General features: G+C 75.3%; 13 protein-coding genes. 9 read left to right on the forward strand and 4 right to left on the reverse strand.

Annotated features, from left to right (window positions below; all coding sequences use genetic code 11):
• Window positions 1–279: 279 nt before the first annotated feature.
• The 3 genes from BGP03_RS15390 (at window position 280) to BGP03_RS15400 (ending at window position 3,236) form a co-directional block, all read left to right on the forward strand.
• A complete protein-coding gene (locus BGP03_RS15390) occupies window positions 280–1,278 on the forward strand; it encodes a nitroreductase (RefSeq protein WP_296377357.1) in 999 nt (332 codons plus the stop codon).
• The gene (locus BGP03_RS15395; protein ID WP_298796483.1) at window positions 1,275–2,258 is read left to right on the forward strand and encodes an NAD(P)H nitroreductase; all 984 of its coding nucleotides are present in this window, start codon (window positions 1,275–1,277) and stop codon (window positions 2,256–2,258) included. The genes BGP03_RS15390 and BGP03_RS15395 overlap by 4 nt, the downstream gene beginning before the upstream one ends.
• A 234-nt stretch (window positions 2,259–2,492) precedes the next feature.
• Window positions 2,493–3,236 carry a sigma 54 modulation/S30EA ribosomal C-terminal domain-containing protein gene (locus tag BGP03_RS15400; RefSeq protein WP_296377355.1) on the forward strand — a complete coding sequence of 248 codons (744 nt, stop codon included), beginning with the start codon at window positions 2,493–2,495 and terminating at the stop codon, window positions 3,234–3,236.
• A 10-nt stretch (window positions 3,237–3,246) separates the two neighbouring features.
• On the opposite strand, the gene BGP03_RS15405 is transcribed toward BGP03_RS15400, so the two are convergent.
• A complete protein-coding gene (locus BGP03_RS15405) occupies window positions 3,247–4,236 on the reverse strand; it encodes a nitroreductase family protein (protein ID WP_296377354.1) in 990 nt (329 codons plus the stop codon).
• Window positions 4,237–4,393: 157 nt separating this feature from the next.
• Between BGP03_RS15405 and BGP03_RS15410 the strand changes: the two genes are divergently transcribed.
• On the forward strand, window positions 4,394–5,044 hold the full coding sequence (locus tag BGP03_RS15410; RefSeq protein WP_296377353.1) for a response regulator transcription factor: 651 nt from the start codon (window positions 4,394–4,396) through the stop codon (window positions 5,042–5,044).
• A 99-nt stretch (window positions 5,045–5,143) separates the two neighbouring features.
• Window positions 5,144–6,106 (forward strand): NAD(P)H nitroreductase, encoded by a 963-nt coding sequence (locus BGP03_RS15415; protein ID WP_296377352.1) that lies wholly within the window; start codon window positions 5,144–5,146, stop codon window positions 6,104–6,106.
• Window positions 6,107–6,113: 7 nt separating this feature from the next.
• On the opposite strand, the gene BGP03_RS15420 is transcribed toward BGP03_RS15415, so the two are convergent.
• The gene (locus BGP03_RS15420; protein WP_296377351.1) at window positions 6,114–7,811 is read right to left on the reverse strand and encodes a GAF domain-containing protein; all 1,698 of its coding nucleotides are present in this window, start codon (window positions 7,809–7,811) and stop codon (window positions 6,114–6,116) included.
• A gap of 284 nt (window positions 7,812–8,095) precedes the next feature.
• Between BGP03_RS15420 and BGP03_RS15425 the strand changes: the two genes are divergently transcribed.
• Genes BGP03_RS15425 through BGP03_RS15440 form a run of 4 tightly spaced genes read left to right on the forward strand, consistent with a single transcriptional unit; the run spans window position 8,096 to window position 14,376 of the window.
• A complete protein-coding gene (locus BGP03_RS15425) occupies window positions 8,096–9,523 on the forward strand; it encodes a cytochrome ubiquinol oxidase subunit I (RefSeq protein ID WP_296377350.1) in 1,428 nt (475 codons plus the stop codon).
• 13 nt (window positions 9,524–9,536) lie between these two features.
• Window positions 9,537–10,577: a cytochrome d ubiquinol oxidase subunit II gene (gene cydB, locus BGP03_RS15430; RefSeq protein ID WP_298796487.1), complete on the forward strand. Its 1,041-nt coding sequence runs from the start codon at window positions 9,537–9,539 to the stop codon at window positions 10,575–10,577.
• Complete coding sequence (cydD, locus tag BGP03_RS15435) at window positions 10,574–13,969, forward strand: thiol reductant ABC exporter subunit CydD (RefSeq protein WP_298796489.1); 3,396 nt, start codon at window positions 10,574–10,576, stop codon at window positions 13,967–13,969. Before cydB ends, cydD begins: the two co-directional genes overlap by 4 nt.
• Window positions 13,966–14,376, forward strand: a complete 411-nt coding sequence (locus BGP03_RS15440) for a CBS domain-containing protein (protein ID WP_298796491.1) — start codon at window positions 13,966–13,968, stop codon at window positions 14,374–14,376. The genes cydD and BGP03_RS15440 overlap by 4 nt, the downstream gene beginning before the upstream one ends.
• A 14-nt stretch (window positions 14,377–14,390) precedes the next feature.
• On the opposite strand, the gene BGP03_RS15445 is transcribed toward BGP03_RS15440, so the two are convergent.
• On the reverse strand, window positions 14,391–14,906 hold the full coding sequence (locus BGP03_RS15445; protein ID WP_298796493.1) for a putative immunity protein: 516 nt from the start codon (window positions 14,904–14,906) through the stop codon (window positions 14,391–14,393).
• 38 nt (window positions 14,907–14,944) lie between these two features.
• The gene (locus BGP03_RS15450) at window positions 14,945–15,526 is read right to left on the reverse strand and encodes a hypothetical protein (RefSeq protein ID WP_298796495.1); all 582 of its coding nucleotides are present in this window, start codon (window positions 15,524–15,526) and stop codon (window positions 14,945–14,947) included.
• Window positions 15,527–15,809: the final 283 nt, after the last annotated feature.

Genomic DNA, 15,809 nt, shown 5'->3' on the forward strand with positions numbered 1-15,809 from the left:
AACTCATCGGTCGGCCGGGTGACCGCGTGGAAACGCGGCCGAGAACGCCTGGGAGCGGCCGCGGCCGGCAGGGCCGGGCCACGCTGCTGCCCCACCTCGTGACCGCGGTCGCGGACGGGTGCCGCTGATGGGCACCGGGCAGGTCGACAGCACGCGACGGGACTTTCGGCCGTACCCCTGACGGTGCCGGATCCGGCACTGTCAGGCTGATGCCGGCAGCTCGCCGGATGGCACAACGTCCCGGACGTGATGATGAATGCGATTCCCAGCGCCCTAGGGTTGACCGCCGGGCAGATCGAGCACCTGCTCGAGACGGCCGGCCGCGCCCCCTCGTTGCACAACACGCAGCCCTGGCGGTTCCGGATCACGCCCCAGGTGATCGAGCTGCACTGCGACCCGGCACGGGCCGTACCGGTCATCGATCCCGGCGGCCGGGAGATGCGCATCGCCTGCGGAGCGGCCCTGTTCAACCTGAGCCTGGCCCTGCACGGCCTCGACGTCCGGCCGACCATCACGATCCTCCCCGACCCCGCCCGGCCGACGCTCATCGCGACCGTCCGCAACGGTGGGCACAAGCTCGCCACGCCCGAGCAGCGCGAGCTGCTCCGTGCGGTGCCGCGACGCCGGACCAACCGGCAGCCGTTCACCGACACCGGCCCGACCCTCGGCGAGCTGCAGGCTCTGCGGCGGGCCGCGCTCGCCGAGGCGGCCTGGCTGCACGTCGTGCAGGAGCCCGCCGAGCGGGACCGGCTGCAGGACCTGGCCGCGGAGGCCCACCGCCAGCAGATGACCGACCCCGCCTTCCGGGAGGAGATCCGGCGGTGGACCGCGACCGGTCCCGGCCGCGACGACGGGGTGCCCGCCGCGGCGGGCGGGCCGCTGCCGGCGCCGCAGCGCCGCTGGCTGCTGCGCGACTTCCGGGGCCACGACACCGACGAGCCCGGGGTGTCGCAGTTCGAGGAGAACCCGACGGTCGCGGTGCTGACCGCCCACCTGACCGGAGACCGCGCCGACGTCCAGGTCGGGAAGGCGCTGGAACGGGTCCTGCTCACCGCGACGGTGGCGGGGCTGGCTGTGTCGTTCCTGTCGCAGGTCATCGAGGTGCCGCGGACGCGGGAGGAGCTGCGCAGGCTCGTGGGCGGGACACGCCCGCCCCAGGCCGTCCTCCGGATCGGCCGCGGATATCCCGTGAACGCCACGCCACGCCGCCCGGTCGCCGACCTCATCGAGCCCGAACGCGAGCTGACGGTGACCGACCTCGGAACGGGTAGGCGGTGACGGACCTCCCACGGGCGGTCGAGCGCGCGCTCCGCGCTCCGTCGGTCCACAACACCCAGCCGTGGCGCTGGCGCATCACGGCCGACGGCGTGCAGCTGTTCGCCGATCCGCTGCGCCACCTCGACGCCACCGATCCCGACGGTCGCGACCTCGTCATCAGCTGCGGCACGGCGTTGCACCACCTCCTGGTCGCCCTCGCCGCGGCCGGGTCCGCGGTCGAGGTCCGGCGGCTGCCGGATCCCGAGGACCGCGACCATCTGGCCACCGTGACCCTGCGGCCGGGCCCGGCCGATCCCGAGGCGGCCGCGATGAGCCCCTCGATCGAACGGCGCCGGACCGACCGCCGCAGGATGGGCCACACCGACCTGACCCCGACGCAGCTCCGTGCCCTGGTCGATGCCGCCGAGCGGGCGGGCGGCGCCCTCCTCCCCGTGACGACGCCCGCCGCCCGGGAGCTTCTCGCCTCGGTGATGGTCGACGCGTCCCACCGCCAGGCGTTCGTCCCCGGTTACCCGGCCGAACTGCGCATGTGGACGGGCCGCTACTCCGGGGCCCGGGACGGGGTGCCCCGCGAGAGCGTGGCGCCACCGCCGGTCGGCCTCCTCAAGCCCATGCCGCTGCGCCACTTCCCGCACGGGCTGCTGTCCCAGCCGCGGGAACCGTCCGGTCCGCGCGTCCCCGACGACGCCGCGTCGCTGTTCGCCGTCACGACCCCGGGCGACGACGTGATCGACCACCTCCGCGCCGGGGAGGCCACCAGCGCGGTCCTGCTGACCGCCACCGGACTGGGGCTGGCCACCACCCCGCTGAGCCAGGCCGTCGAGGTGCGGGCCACGCGCGACGTGATCCGCCGCACCGTGCTGCACGTGCCCGAGCACCCGCAGATCCTGTTGCGGATCGGCCACCCGGCGAACCTCGCCGACGAGCTCCCGGAGACCCCGCGGCGCAGGCTGGACGCCGTCCTCATGCCGCGCTCCTAGGGCCTGTCCGACCGATCCATGCCGAGCGAGCGGCGTCCAGGTGGGTGCATCACAAGGCGGAGGAGCCGCCGATCCCGGTGTTGGATCGGTGGCGACGACAACGCCGCGAGGTGCCCACCTGGGCGTCGCGCAGCCGGCTGGAGGTCCGTCGGACAGGCCCCAGGGCCGGGGGTCCCGCGGCGCCCGGGTCTCCCGGCCCTGCCCGGCGGGTGTCCCCGGAGCGAGCATCGGCGCATGACAACCAGCGAGCAGCACGTGCCGGTCGCCGTCGTCGAGCTGCGGGGCGGGATCGCCCCCGACCTCGCCGACTACGCACGGGAGAAGATGGCGGTCGTGCTGGGCCACACCGGCCGTGCGGTGCTGCGGGCCCGCGTGCGGGTGCTGCGCCACCACGACCCCGCCCGGGAGCGGCCCGTCGTGGCCACCGCCGACGTCGACCTCGACGGCCGCCCCGTGCGGGTGCATGTCGCGGCGACGCAGCCGCGGGAGGCCGTGGACCTGCTCGTCGAGCGGCTCGACCACCGTCTGGAACGGGTCATCCGCCATGCCCACCGGCCCCGGCCCGAGGCGGCCCGCGGACCGGTGGCACCGGGTGACCCGGAGATCGTGCGGCACCGCTCGCTGAGCGCCACATGCTGCTCGGTGCAGGACGCCGCCGCCGAGATGGACGACCTCGGCTACGACTTCCACCTGTTCACCGACGTCGTGAGCGGCCAGGACGCCGTCGTCTACCGCGCCGGCCCGACCGGTCTGCGCCTCGCGCTCGCGGACGGTGACACCACGGGCCCCTACGGTCCCGAGGTCACCGTCAGCACGCAGGCAGCGCCGGTGCTCGACACCGACGAGGCCGTGGCGCGGCTGGAGCTGACCGGGTGGCCGTTCGTGTTCTACCTCGACGCCGACCACGGCAGGGCCGCGGTGCTGCACCACCGCCACGACGGCCGCTACGGCCTCGTCGACCCCGCCCGGACCGGCTGAGCGGCGGGGCTCACCCCCAGAGCCGGGCCGGGTCCACTCTGGGGGTGACGGCCGGTGGGCCGTCGCCGTGCCCGACCCGGACGAGGATCTGGGGGTGCACGTCGCGGCCCGCCAGCCGGCCCAGCTCGCGGCGGACGTGGCCGACCTCCACCGGAGCCGAGAGCACCGAGGACGCCAGGCCGAGGGCGGTGGCCGTGAGCAGCACGCGCTGCATCGCCTGCCCCGCACGCAGGTGGGCCGTCGGCAGGTCGTGCGGCGTGCTGATCACGAGGACGAGCGGGGACGCGTCGAACTCCGGGCCGTCCGGTTCCCCGCCGGGCACCCCGCCGGTGAAGTCGCGCAGCATCCACGCGTCGTTCTCCCCCGGCGGCAGGCCGCCGGAGCGCGCGGGAACGCCTCGCGGCTCGCCGTCGGCGACGCCGGTCCAGGCCTCCCACTCCTGCAGGAACGCCGGCGAAGCGGACTGGGCCCGGTGGGCGCGGTCGAGCAGGTCCCGGAGCCGCTCCTGCTCCACCGGATCGGTGACACCGTGCAGCCACGCCCCCTCCCGTTCGGCGGCGCGGCGCAACAGGTGCCGGTGCAGCGCCGCGACCGGCTCGGGCCGGAACGGCCGCCGGTCGGAGTGCCGTACCGGGATGGCGGCCGCGAGCGCGACGTCCTCCGGGGTGGGGTCGACCGGCACGCCGGGACGGATCGTCGCCAGCAGCACCGGGTCGGTGCGGTCGGGCAGCAGCTCGACCACCGGTCGCCTCCCCTGCACGGCCAGCGCCAGGCGCATGTTGAGCAGCCCGGCCCCGCACGACAGGCGCAGCTCGCGCGCGCCCGCGTCGGTGGCGGGCAGCCACCGGCGCATGTCGGACCGCAGCTGCAGGCCGCGGTCGATGCGCCGCACGCGCCACGGCTGCGTGTTGTGCAGCGACGGGGCGGCGGTGAGCGCCACGAGCAGCTCGGCGGGGTCGAACGGCCCGTCCGTGGGCAGGGCGGTCGGCGATGCGGACATGCGACGAGTGTCGGCCGGACGGTCGGGCGGCCGGAAGGGCCGGAGGTCCCGCGGACCCCGCCGAGCGACCGTGCCGCGGCGGACCAGTGACCTTCGTCCCCCGGTGGGGGGCCGTCCGGCGGCTCCGCGGCCCGTCGATCGGGGGTACCTTCGCTCGGTGACCATCTCCGTGTTCCTGCTCGACGATCACGAGATCGTCCGCCGCGGCATCGCGCAGCTGCTCGAGACCGAGGACGACATCCAGATCGTCGGTGAGGCCGGCACCGCCGCCCAGGCCATGGCCCGCATCCCCGCGCTGCGCCCCGACGTCGCCATCCTCGACGTCCGGCTGCCCGACGGCGAAGGCATCTCGGTCTGCCGGGACGTCCGCTCCGCGGTCTCGCCCCCGCCGGCGTGCCTGATGCTCACCTCCTACTCCGACGACGAGGCGCTGTTCGGTGCGATCATGGCCGGCGCGGCCGGCTACCTGCTCAAACAGGTCGCCGGGGTCGACCTCGTCGGCGCCGTGCGCACCGTCGCCGCCGGTGGATCCCTGCTCGACCCCCGCGCCACCACCACCGTCCTCGCCCGGCTGCGCGCCGGCGACGCCCCCGTCGACCCCCGCTACGAGTCGCTGAGCCCCCAGGAACGCCGCATCCTCGGCCTCATCGCCGACGGCCTCACCAATCGCCAGATCGGCGCCGAGATGTACCTCGCCGAGAAGACGGTCAAGAACTACGTCTCCTCGCTGCTGCACAAGCTCGGCTTCGCCCGCCGCACCGAGGCCGCCGTCTACGCCACGGAGCTGCGCCGCGACGGCACCCGGTAGGTCCATCGGCCCGGCGGCGGCAGGACCGACGGCGGTGGTGGCGGGACCGGCCCGGACGGGAACCTCGACGGTGCAACCCGACCGCCGAGGAGCCCGCTGATGATCACCGAGACCGTGGACCGCCGGACCGTGCGCAGTGCCCTGGAGCTGGCCTGCCGCGCACCGTCCGTGCACAACAGCCAGCCGTGGCGGTGGCGGATCGGGGACCGCAGCGTCCACCTGCTCGCCGACCTGCGGCGCTGGCTGCCGGCGACCGACCCCGACGGCCGCGACCTGGTCCTGAGCTGCGGGGCCGCCCTGCACCACCTGCGCGTCGCACTCGCGGCGTCCGGGCTGCGCGCCACGGTGCACCGGTTGACCGACCCCGACGAGCCCGACCACCTGGCCGCCGTCGAGCTGGCGCCCGGGGTGGCCCCCGAAGCGGACGTCGCCCTGGCCGCGGCGATCACCCGGCGGCGCAGCGACCGTCGTGGCTTCTCCAGCTGGGAGGTGCCCGAGGCGATGCTGGCCGAGCTGACCGCGGTCGCCGCCCACCAGGGTGCGGTGCTGACGCCGGTCACCGACGGGGCCGCGCTCCGGCGCGCCGTCGCCGCCGCGGCCGCCGCCCAGGACCGGACGCCGGGCTACGCCACCGAGACCACCGTGTGGACCGGACGCCGGACCGGTGCCGACGGCATCCCGGCCGCGAACCTGCTGCGCGGGCCGGGCGCCGTGACAGGAGGGCGGTTCGCCACCGGCACGATCGACCGCTCGACCGGAGTCCGCGACGGGGCCCTGCTCGCCGTGCTCGGTACCGCGTCGGACGACACGCTCTCCCAGCTGCGCGCCGGTGAGGCACTGAGTGCCGTGACGCTCCACGCCACGACGCTGGGCCTGGCGTCCTGCCCGCTGACCCAGGTCCTCGAGGTCGACGCCACCCGGCGTTCGCTGCGCGACGACGTGCTCGGCGGCGCGATGTCCCCGCAGGTGGTGCTGCGGCTGGGCTGGGGGCCGCAGGAGGCCCTGCCCCCGACCCCGCGGCGGCGGCTCCAGGACGTGGTCGAGCCCTTCCCCGACCGCTGAGGTCCCGTCAGGACAGGGGCACCCGCCAGCTCAGGCGGGTGCCCCGCCCGGGCATCGGCTGCACCACGAGCGTGCCGCCGCACGCGGCCGCCCGGTCCTCGAGGTTGTGCAGGCCGCTGCGCGCGGCCGCGGGGTCGATCCCGATACCGTCGTCGACGACCTCCACCAGCAGCTCGGGGCCGGCCTCGACGGTGACGGTGACCTCGGCGGCCTGCCCGTGGCGCAGTGCGTTGCTGATCGCCTCCCGCACCACCGCGACCGCGTGCACGCCGACCTCGTCGGGCACCAGCGCGTCCACCGGCCCCGAGGTCCGCACGGACGGGGAGACCCCGGACCCCGCGGCGGCATCGGCCGCGGTGTCGAGTATCCGTCGGCGCAGCGCGACAGACTCGCCACCGACGGTGTGCAGGTCGAAGATGGCCGTGCGGATCTCCCGCACCGTGGTGTCGAGCTCCTCCACCGCGTGCCCGATCCGCTCCTGCACCACCGGGTCGTCGGTGCGCAGCAACGTGCTCTGCAGCTGCAGGCCGGTGGCGAACAACCGCTGGATGACGTGGTCGTGCAGGTCGCGGGCGATCCGGTCGCGGTCGGCGAACACGTCGAGCTGGCGTTGCGCCCGGTTCTTCTCCCCCAGCTCCAGCGCCAGCGTCGTCTGCTCGGCGAACGACGTCAGCAGCGGCACCTCGCTGTGCTGGAACCGCGGCCCGTCCGTGCGACGCAACGCCAGGAGCACGCCGGTCACGATGTCCTGGGAGCGCAGCGGCACCGCGAGCGTGGGCCCGTAGTGCGGGGCCAGCGTCGCGGGAGGAGCGGTGGCGAGCACCGCGGCGCGGCCCTCCACGACCTCCCGCAGCAGCGGGTCCTCCGCGTCCAGCGGCCGCCCGAGCAGCCCGAGCGGCTCCGTGCCGCACTCCGCCCGCACGACGAACTCGCCGTCGTCGGGGCCCGGCCCCAGCACGATCAGGGTGGCGACGGAGCCGGTGAGCTCGAGGGTGCGCTGCGCGATCAGCCGCAGGGCGTCGGCGTCGCTCGCGCCCGAGAGCAGCTCCGAGCGGATCTCCGCCGACGCCTCGAGCCACTGCTGCCGCAGGCGCGTCTGCTCGAACAGGTCGGCGTTCTGCACCGCGATCCCGGCCGCGGCGGCCAGTGCCTCGACGACCACCTCGTCGGCCGCCGTGAACTCCGCGCCGCCCCGCTTCTCGGTGAGGTAGAGGTTCCCGAACACCGCGTCCCGCACCCGCACGGGGACCCCGAGGAACGTCCGCATCGGCGGGTGGTGCGGCGGGAAGCCCACCGACGAGGGGTGCGCGGCGAGCGACGCCAGCCGCAGCGGCCGGGGATCCAGGATCAGCTGGCCCAGCAGCCCCTTGCCCTCGGGCAGCGAACCCATCCGGGAACGGGTCTCCTCGTCGATCCCGACATTCAGGAACCGCGTGATCCCGCCGTCGGGCCCGAGAACCCCCAGCGCACCGTAGCTCGCGTCGACGAGATCGACGGCCGACGCGACGATCCGGTGCAGGGTGGTGTCGAGCTCCAGCCCCTCCCCGACGGCGATGACGGCGCGCAGCAGCCCCTGCATCCGGTCACGGGTCGCCACGATCTCGGCGATCCGCTCCTGGACCTCGGTGAGCAGCTCGTCGAGCCGCAGCCCGGCCAGCAGGTCCGGCACCACGCCGGCGGGCGGCGGGCGGTCACGCTCCGACATACTTGTGTCCCCCGATTCCGGTCCCTCGGTGCGAGCCGCCCATCCTGCTGGCCGGGCGGCGGCGGGACAACCACCGTCCGGTGCGTCAGGCCGCCGGGTCCTCGACACACAGCCGGGCCACCGGCGCCGGGCGGGCGGGGAACGTGGCCCCGGTCACCGGGGCAAAGCCCAGGTCAGCTGTTGGTCCCGGGTGATCGGGACTCTCGGCCCTGCCGCTGCCGCCATGCGCTGCCGGACGCTCCTCGCAACGGCCGGGGCCCCGGCCGCATGAGCCGGAGGAGCCCATGAACCTCGACCTCGCACGCTGGCAGTTCGCGATCGTCACCGTGTACCACTTCCTGTTCGTCCCGCTGACGATCGGGCTGTCCGTGCTCGTCGCGGGCATGCAGACGGCCTGGGTCCGTACCGACGACGACCGCTACCTCCGGATGACGAAGTTCTGGGGCAAGCTGTTCCTGATCAACTTCGCGATGGGCGTGGTCACCGGGATCGTCCAGGAGTTCCAGTTCGGGATGAACTGGAGCGACTACAGCCGCTTCGTCGGCGACATCTTCGGCGCGCCGCTGGCCATCGAGGGCCTGCTCGCATTCTTCCTGGAGTCCACGTTCCTCGGACTGTGGATCTTCGGATGGGACCGGCTGCCCAAGCGGCTGCACCTGGCCTGCATCTGGATCGCCTCGATCGGCACGATGCTCTCGGCCTACTTCATCCTCGCCGCGAACTCGTGGATGCAGCACCCCGTCGGCTCGGTCGTGAACAACGCCCGCGGCCGCGCGGAGCTCACCGACTTCGGGGCCGTGCTCACCAACTCCACGGCCGTCGGCGCCTTCGCCCACACGATCACCGCGTGCTTCGTCACCGCCGGCATGTTCGTGCTCGCGATCAGCGCCTGGCACCTCGCCCGTGGGCGGCACACCGCGGGTCACCCGTCGGGCCCGAGCACCGATACCGAGGTGTTCCGGCCGTCGCTGCGCATCGCGCTGGTCACGGTGCTGATCGCCAGCATCGGCGTCGTGTTCACCGGTGACCTGCAGGCGCGCCTGATGACCCAGCAGCAGCCGATGAAGATGGCCGCCGCCGAGGCGCTCTACGACACCACCGCGCCCGCGTCGTTCTCGCTGTTCACGATCGGATCCCTCGACGGGTCGAAGGAGGTCTGGAGCGTCCGCGTGCCCGGCGTGCTGTCGTTCATGGCCACCGGCTCGTTCGACGGGAGGGTCGAGGGCGTCAACCAGATCCAGGCGCAGGAGGCCGCGACGTTCGGCGCGGGCGACTACACCCCGCTCATCCCGATGACGTACTGGACGTTCCGTCTCATGATCGGGTTCGGTATGCTGGCCGGCCTGATCTCGCTGGTCGGCCTGTGGCTCACCCGCAGGCGGGCCGTCCGGCAGGTCCCGCGCTGGTTCTACCGCGCCGCGTTCGCCGGGCTGTTCCTGCCCTTCGCCGCCAACAGCGTGGGCTGGGTCTTCACCGAGATGGGCCGCCAGCCCTGGAGCGTCTACGGGGTGCTGCGCACCGCCGACGGCGTCTCGCCCACCGTCGGCGCCGGGACGGTACTGACGTCGCTGATCGTGTTCACGCTGCTCTACGGCGCGCTCGCGGTGGTCGACGGCGTCCTGATGGTGCGCTACGCCAAGGCCGGCCCTCCCCCGCCCACCCCCGTCGACCCCGTCACCGACGAGCCGCGTCCGCTCGCCGTCGCGTACTGAAGGAAGCGGCACCATGGCTCTCACCGACATCTGGTTCCTGCTCATCGCCGTGCTCTGGACGGGCTACTTCGTCCTCGACGGCTTCGACTTCGGCGTCGGCATGCTGCTGCCGTTCGTCGGGCGCACCGAGACCGGCCCCTCGGAGACGAACCGCAGGGTGGCCATCAACACGATCGGCCCGGTCTGGGACGGCAACGAGGTCTGGCTGCTCGTGGCGGGCGGCGCGACGTTCGCGGCGTTCCCCGAGTGGTACGCGAGCCTGTTCTCGGGCTTCTACCTGGCGCTGCTGCTCATCCTGGTCGCGCTGATCATCCGCGGGGTCGCCTTCGAGTTCCGTGGCAAGATCGACAGCGACCGCTGGCGCCGCAACTGGGACGTCGCGATCGTCGTGGGCTCGGCCGTCCCGGCCCTGCTGTGGGGCGTGGCGTTCGCCAACATCGTCCAGGGCGTGCCGCTGGACGCGCGCCACGAGTTCACCGGCTCGCTGCTCACCCTGCTCAACCCCTACGCCCTGCTCGGCGGGCTGGCGACGCTGTCGCTGTTCGCCCTGCACGGCGCGGTGTTCCTGGCGCTCAAGACCACGGGCGACGTCCGGGCGCGGGCCCGTGGGCTGGCCCACCGCACCGGGCTCGCCGCGATCCTCACCGGCGGCTCGTTCCTGGTCTGGACGTTCCTCGCCCACGACCGGATCTGGACGGCGGCGCCAATGCTGGTCGCCGCGCTCGCGCTGGTCGGCGCGGTACTCATGATCCACCGCGTGCGGGAGGGCTGGGCGTTCCTGCTCACGGCCGCCGCGATCGTCGGTGTGACGGTGACGCTGTTCGGCACGCTCTACCCGGACGTGCTGCCCTCGAGCACGTCGGCGGCCAACAGCCTGAACACCACCAACGCGGCCTCGACGCCCTACACGTTGACGATCATGACGTGGGTGGCCGTGGTGTTCACACCGATCGTGCTCGTCTACCAGTCCTGGACGTTCTGGGTGTTCCGCCGGCGCATCGGCGCGGGCGACATCCCGGCCGCGTCGGGGCTGCCCGTGGCCTCCGGGCGATGAAGCCGCTCGACCCGCGGTTGCTCCGCCACGCGTCGGCCGCACGTCGGTTCGTCGGGCTCGCCGCCGCCATTGCCGTCGCCACCGCGGGCCTGGTGCTCGTGCAGGCCCAGCTGCTGGCCGGTGGGATCGACCGCGCCTTCCTCGGCGGGGCCGGCCTCGCCGACCTGACGCCCCTGCTGGCCGCCCTGCTCGCCGTCGTGGCGGGCCGGGCGGTGCTGGCCTGGGCCGGCGAGGTCGCCGCCCACCGGGCGTCGGCCGACGTCATCCGGCAGCTGCGGGCCCGGCTCGTCGGCCACGTGCTGCGGCTGGGCCCGCGGCACCGCGGCCTGCCCCCCACCGCCGAGGTCGCCACGCTCGCCACCCGCGGCCTCGACGGGCTGGAGGGCTACTTCAGCCGCTACCTGCCCGCGTTGCTCGTCGCCGCGGTCGTCCCGGCCGTCGTCGCCGCGCGGATCCTGGTCGGCGACCTGCTCTCGGGGCTGATCGTCGGGCTCACCGTCCCGCTCATCCCGATCTTCATGATCCTCGTCGGGATGCACACCGAGCGCTCCACGCAGCGGCAGTGGCGCGCGCTGGCCGTGCTGGGGCACCACTTCCTCGACCTCGTCACCGGTCTGGACGTGCTCGTGGCGTTCGGGCGCGGGCGGCACCAGTCCTCGCGGCTGCGCGACCTGGCCGAGCAGTACCGGCGGGCCACCATGCGCACGCTGCGGGTGGCGTTCCTGTCCGCGCTCGTGCTGGAACTGCTCGCGACGCTGTCGGTGGCGCTGATCGCGGTGTCGGTGGGCCTGCGGCTCGTCGAGGGCCGGCTCGACCTGCCCACCGGGCTCGTCGTACTGATCCTCGCCCCGGAGGTCTACCTGCCGCTGCGCGCCGTCGGTGCCCGCTTCCACGACTCGGCCGAGGGCCTGGCCGCGGCGGCCGAGGTGTTCGCGGTGCTCGAGACCCCCGAGGCCGGCGGCGGCCACCGCGTGCCCGCCCCGAACCCCGCGCTGCTGCCGCTCCGCCTGGAGGGCGTCGTCGTCGAGGGCCGCGGGCGCCGGGTGCTCGACGGCCTCGACCTGATCATCGAGCCCGGCCGGGTCCTCGGCGTGCAGGGCCCCAGCGGCGGCGGCAAGTCCACCCTCGTCGATCTGCTGCTCGCCCTGCGCACCCCGGACGTCGGGCGGGTCACCGTCGGCGGCGTCGATCTCGCCGACATCGACCGCGACGCCTGGCTGCGCCGCGTCGCCTGGGTGCCACAGCAGCCCGTGCTGCTGGCGGGCACCGTCGCCGACAACATCCGGCTGGGCCACCCGTTCGCCCCCGCCGACCTGGTGGCGGCGGCCGCCGCCCTCGCCGCGCTCGACGTGCCCCTCGACACCCCCGTCGGAGAGGGCGGCGCCGGGCTGTCCACCGGCCAGCAGCGCCGCGTGGCGCTCGCCAGGGCCGTGCTCGCCGACCGGCCCCTGCTGCTGCTCGACGAGCCCACCGAGGGCGTCGACGCCGGCACGGAGGACGCGATCGTCGCCGCGCTGCCCCGCATCGCCGCGGGCCGCACCGTGGTGCTGGTCAGCCACCGCCCCGACGTGCTCGCCGCGTGCGACCGCGTGCTGACCGTCGGGGTCGCCGTGACGCCCGGGCCCCGGCACCCCACCCTGGCCGGAGCAACGGCCACATCGACCCCGGCCGCGCCCGCCCACGCCCCCCGGGTGGCGCGGCCGGGCCCGGCCCCCGCCACGGGCCCGGTCGCCGCCCTGCGCTGGTCGCTCGCCTCGGCCCGCGAGCAGCGCGGACGGCTGACCCTCGCCGTCCTGCTCGGCACGGCCGCCCTCGGCTGCGGCGTCGCCCTGACCGCGACGTCGGCCTGGCTGATCTCCGCGGCCGCGCTCGGGCCACCGGTGCTCACGCTGATGGTCGCGATCGTGGCCGTGCGCGCGTTCGGGCTCGGGAAAGGCGTGCTGCGCTACGCCGAGCGGCTCGTCTCCCACGACGCCGCGCTCCGCGCCGGGGCCGCGCTGCGCGCCCGGATCTGGGACGAGCTCGTGCGCATCGGCCCGGCCGGCACCGCCCGGCTGCGCCGCGGCGAGCTGCTCTCGCGGCTCGTCGGCGACGTCGACGCCCAGCAGGACCTGCTGATCCGGGCCGCCGTCCCGGCCGCGTCCGCCGCCGTCGTCGGGGCGCTGGCCGTCACCGGGCTGTGGCTGCTGCTGCCCGCCGCCGGTGCCGTCGTGCTGGCCGGGCTGGTCGCCGCCGGTGTCGTGGCCCCGGCCGCCACCCTGTGGGCGGCGCACCGCTCCGAACGCCGCACCGCCGCCGCCCGCGGGGACGTGCTGGCCCGCACCGTCGAGATCCTCGACGCGGCGCCGGACCTGATCGTCTTCGGTGCGGCATCGCACTACCGCGACCGGCTCGCCGCCGCCGACCGCTCCCTCGCGGCACTGCTGCGCCGGGCCGCCACCGCCCGCGGGCTCGGCAGCGGCATCGGGGTGCTCGCCGTCGGCGCCACCTCCGTGCTGGCCGCGGCCGTCGGGATCGCGGCCCTGCGCACCGGGATGCTGCCCGGTCCGGCGCTCGCCGTGCTGGCGCTGACGCCGCTCGCGCTCGGCGACGTCCTCGTCGGCCTGCCCGACGCCGCCGTCCGCCTGCTCACCGCCGTCCCGGCCGCGCAGCGGCTCGCCGACCTCGGGTCCGTGCCCGCCACCGTCGCCGATCCCGCCCGTCCGGCCGGCGTGGCTCCCCCGTCGCGCCTCACCGCCGAGGGGCTCGCCGTGCGCTGGCCCGGCGCCGGGCGCGACGCCGTCCGCGACGTCGACCTGGTGCTGGCCGCCGGCACCCGCCTCGCCGTGACCGGACCGTCCGGGTCGGGCAAGTCCACCGTCGTCGCCGCCCTGCTGCGCACGCTGGAGCCCACGGCCGGCACCGTCCACGCCGACGGGCGCGACGTGCACGAGCTCACCGGGGACGAGGTCCGCGGCGGCATCGCCTGGTGCGGGGCCCACACCCACCTGTTCGACAGCACCCTGCGGGCCAACCTGCGGCTCGCCGCCCCCGCCTCCGACGACGCCGCTCTCGTCGCCGCGCTGGACCGGGCCCAGCTCGGGAGCTGGCTCGACGGCCTCCCGGACGGCCTCGACACGCCGCTCGGCGAGCACGGCGGGCCCGTCTCCGGCGGTGAACGCCAGCGCCTCGGGATCGCCCGCGCGCTGCTGGCCGACCGGCCCGTCCTCGTCCTGGACGAACCCACCGCGCACCTCGACCCGGCGACGTCGGACGCGCTGGCGTCCGAGCTGCTCACCGTCACCGCGGGCCGCACCGCGCTGATCGTCACCCACCGCCCCGACCAGACACCCGGTCTGCCGGCGCTGCGGCTCGGGGCCCCCGCCGCCCGGCCGATGGAGGTGACCGCGTGACCGACCACGAGGTGCGGCTGGCCGCACGTCCCGAGACCGCCGACGACGACCCGCTGGTCCGGACCCTGATGACCCGCCGCCTCCTGGGCATCGTGTCCGGGGCGCCGATCCCGGTCGCGCTGCAGCTGATGGCCGACGGGGTGGTCCGGCACCTGCCGGTGATGGACGGTGACCGCTGCGTGGCACTGGTCGGGGAGACCGACCTGCTGAAGAGCCTGGTCCGGCGCGCGCTCACCGTCGCGGACGTGTGCCGCCCCGCGCCCGCCGTCCGTCCCGGCGACCGGCGGTCCACCGCGGCGCAGGTCATGGCGGCCGCCGCGACCGACGCCGTCGTGGTCGTCGACGGGGACCGGCTGGTCGGGATCGTCACCGCGACCGACCTCGTCCGGTCGCTGGCCGCGCGCTGACCGGATCGCCGGGCTCAGCAGTCGAACACCGACCAGCAGATGTCGTTGCGCAACCGCTGGTCGTCGAGGACGAGCTCGCGGATCGCCTCCGGGAGCTGGTCGCGCTGCCACCGGCACTCCCGCCGGCCCTCGGCCTCCCCCGCGCCCTCCGGTGCGGCGGCCCGCGCGGCCTTGATCGCGTAGGCGGCCGCGCCGAGCTCGTGGGCGGCGACGTGCGCGACGACGCCGGCCTGGCCGGCGGCGTAGGCGGCGTGCCGGGCGGCGCCGCGCAGGCCCCTCGCCGCGCCCATCGCGTGCCCGCCCGCGGTGCGGGCCTGCGTCATCGTGACCTCGCCGCGCGCCCAGGCGCGGGCGTGCCCCACCGCCCGACGGGGCCGGTCGTCCCCGGGCCGGACCGACTCGAACAGGTCGAGGACGTGCTCCGCGCACGCCGCCGCCCACAGGGCCAGGAGGTGGTGGTCCGGGTCGGTGAGGGTGCCGCCGCGGCGGACCGTCACGAAGCGGGGGTCCCGGACCGCGGGGAGGATCATGAGCCGAACCTCCCGCACGCGGACGCCGGCCACAAGCCTCAGCCGGCCGTCACGTCGAGCTCCTGGTGCATCCCGTCGGCGTAGTGGTTCGCGAGGTTGCACACCAGCTCGTAGCGGCCGGCGGGCAGGGTCACCGTCGTCCAGCCGACCGCGCCGCCGGTGATCCCGTCCCCGCCGTCGGCCGCGCAGGTCGCGGACGCCTCGCCCAGCGCGCCGGTCTCGTCGACCCGACCGTCCGCTCCCGGGACCAGCGCACCGGCCACCGACCCGGCCCGCAGCGGCAGGACCACCAGCTCGTGGGTGCGCCACCCCCGGTTCTGCGCCACCAGGCTGATGCGGCCCGCCGCGACGGTGGCGGGCATGCTCCGCAGCATCATCGGCGCACCCAGCGGGGCGGTGCCCCCCATCATCGAGCCCATGCCCGCGTCCGCGAGCATCACCGTGACCGTGTGCCCGGGCAGCGTCGCCGGCGTTGCGCAGGTCGGGCCCGAGTAGGTGTAGCCGGCGGACCCGGCCCCGTTCATCATCCCGGGGCCGGGTACGGCGCCGGCTCCGGTGCCGCACCCGGCCAGGACGGCCACCGCCGCGGCCGCCACTGCCGTCATCGTCGTTCTGCTCATGCCCCCAGCGTCGTCGTCGACGATCACCGCGCGTAGAGCCCAACGACCCGCTCAGGCCGGCCGACGGCCGCGCCGCACCAGAGGCGTGGCCGACCAGACGCGGCCCAGCCCACGGTGTTTCCCAGTAGATGACTGATTCCCAGGTCGATGGTCGTGGGCCTGAGAGTGATCGTTGGACGGGTTGGCCGGTGTGGTGGTTGTGCCCGATCGCGGCGGTCGGGGCGGGTGGTCGCTGGTAGGCCCGGGCGGCGGCACCGGTGATGGTGTGTCCGCCGTGTTCTTC

The organism is Pseudonocardia sp. 73-21, from assembly GCF_001899645.1.
In the GTDB taxonomy this organism is placed as follows: Bacteria; Actinomycetota; Actinomycetes; order Mycobacteriales; family Pseudonocardiaceae; genus Pseudonocardia.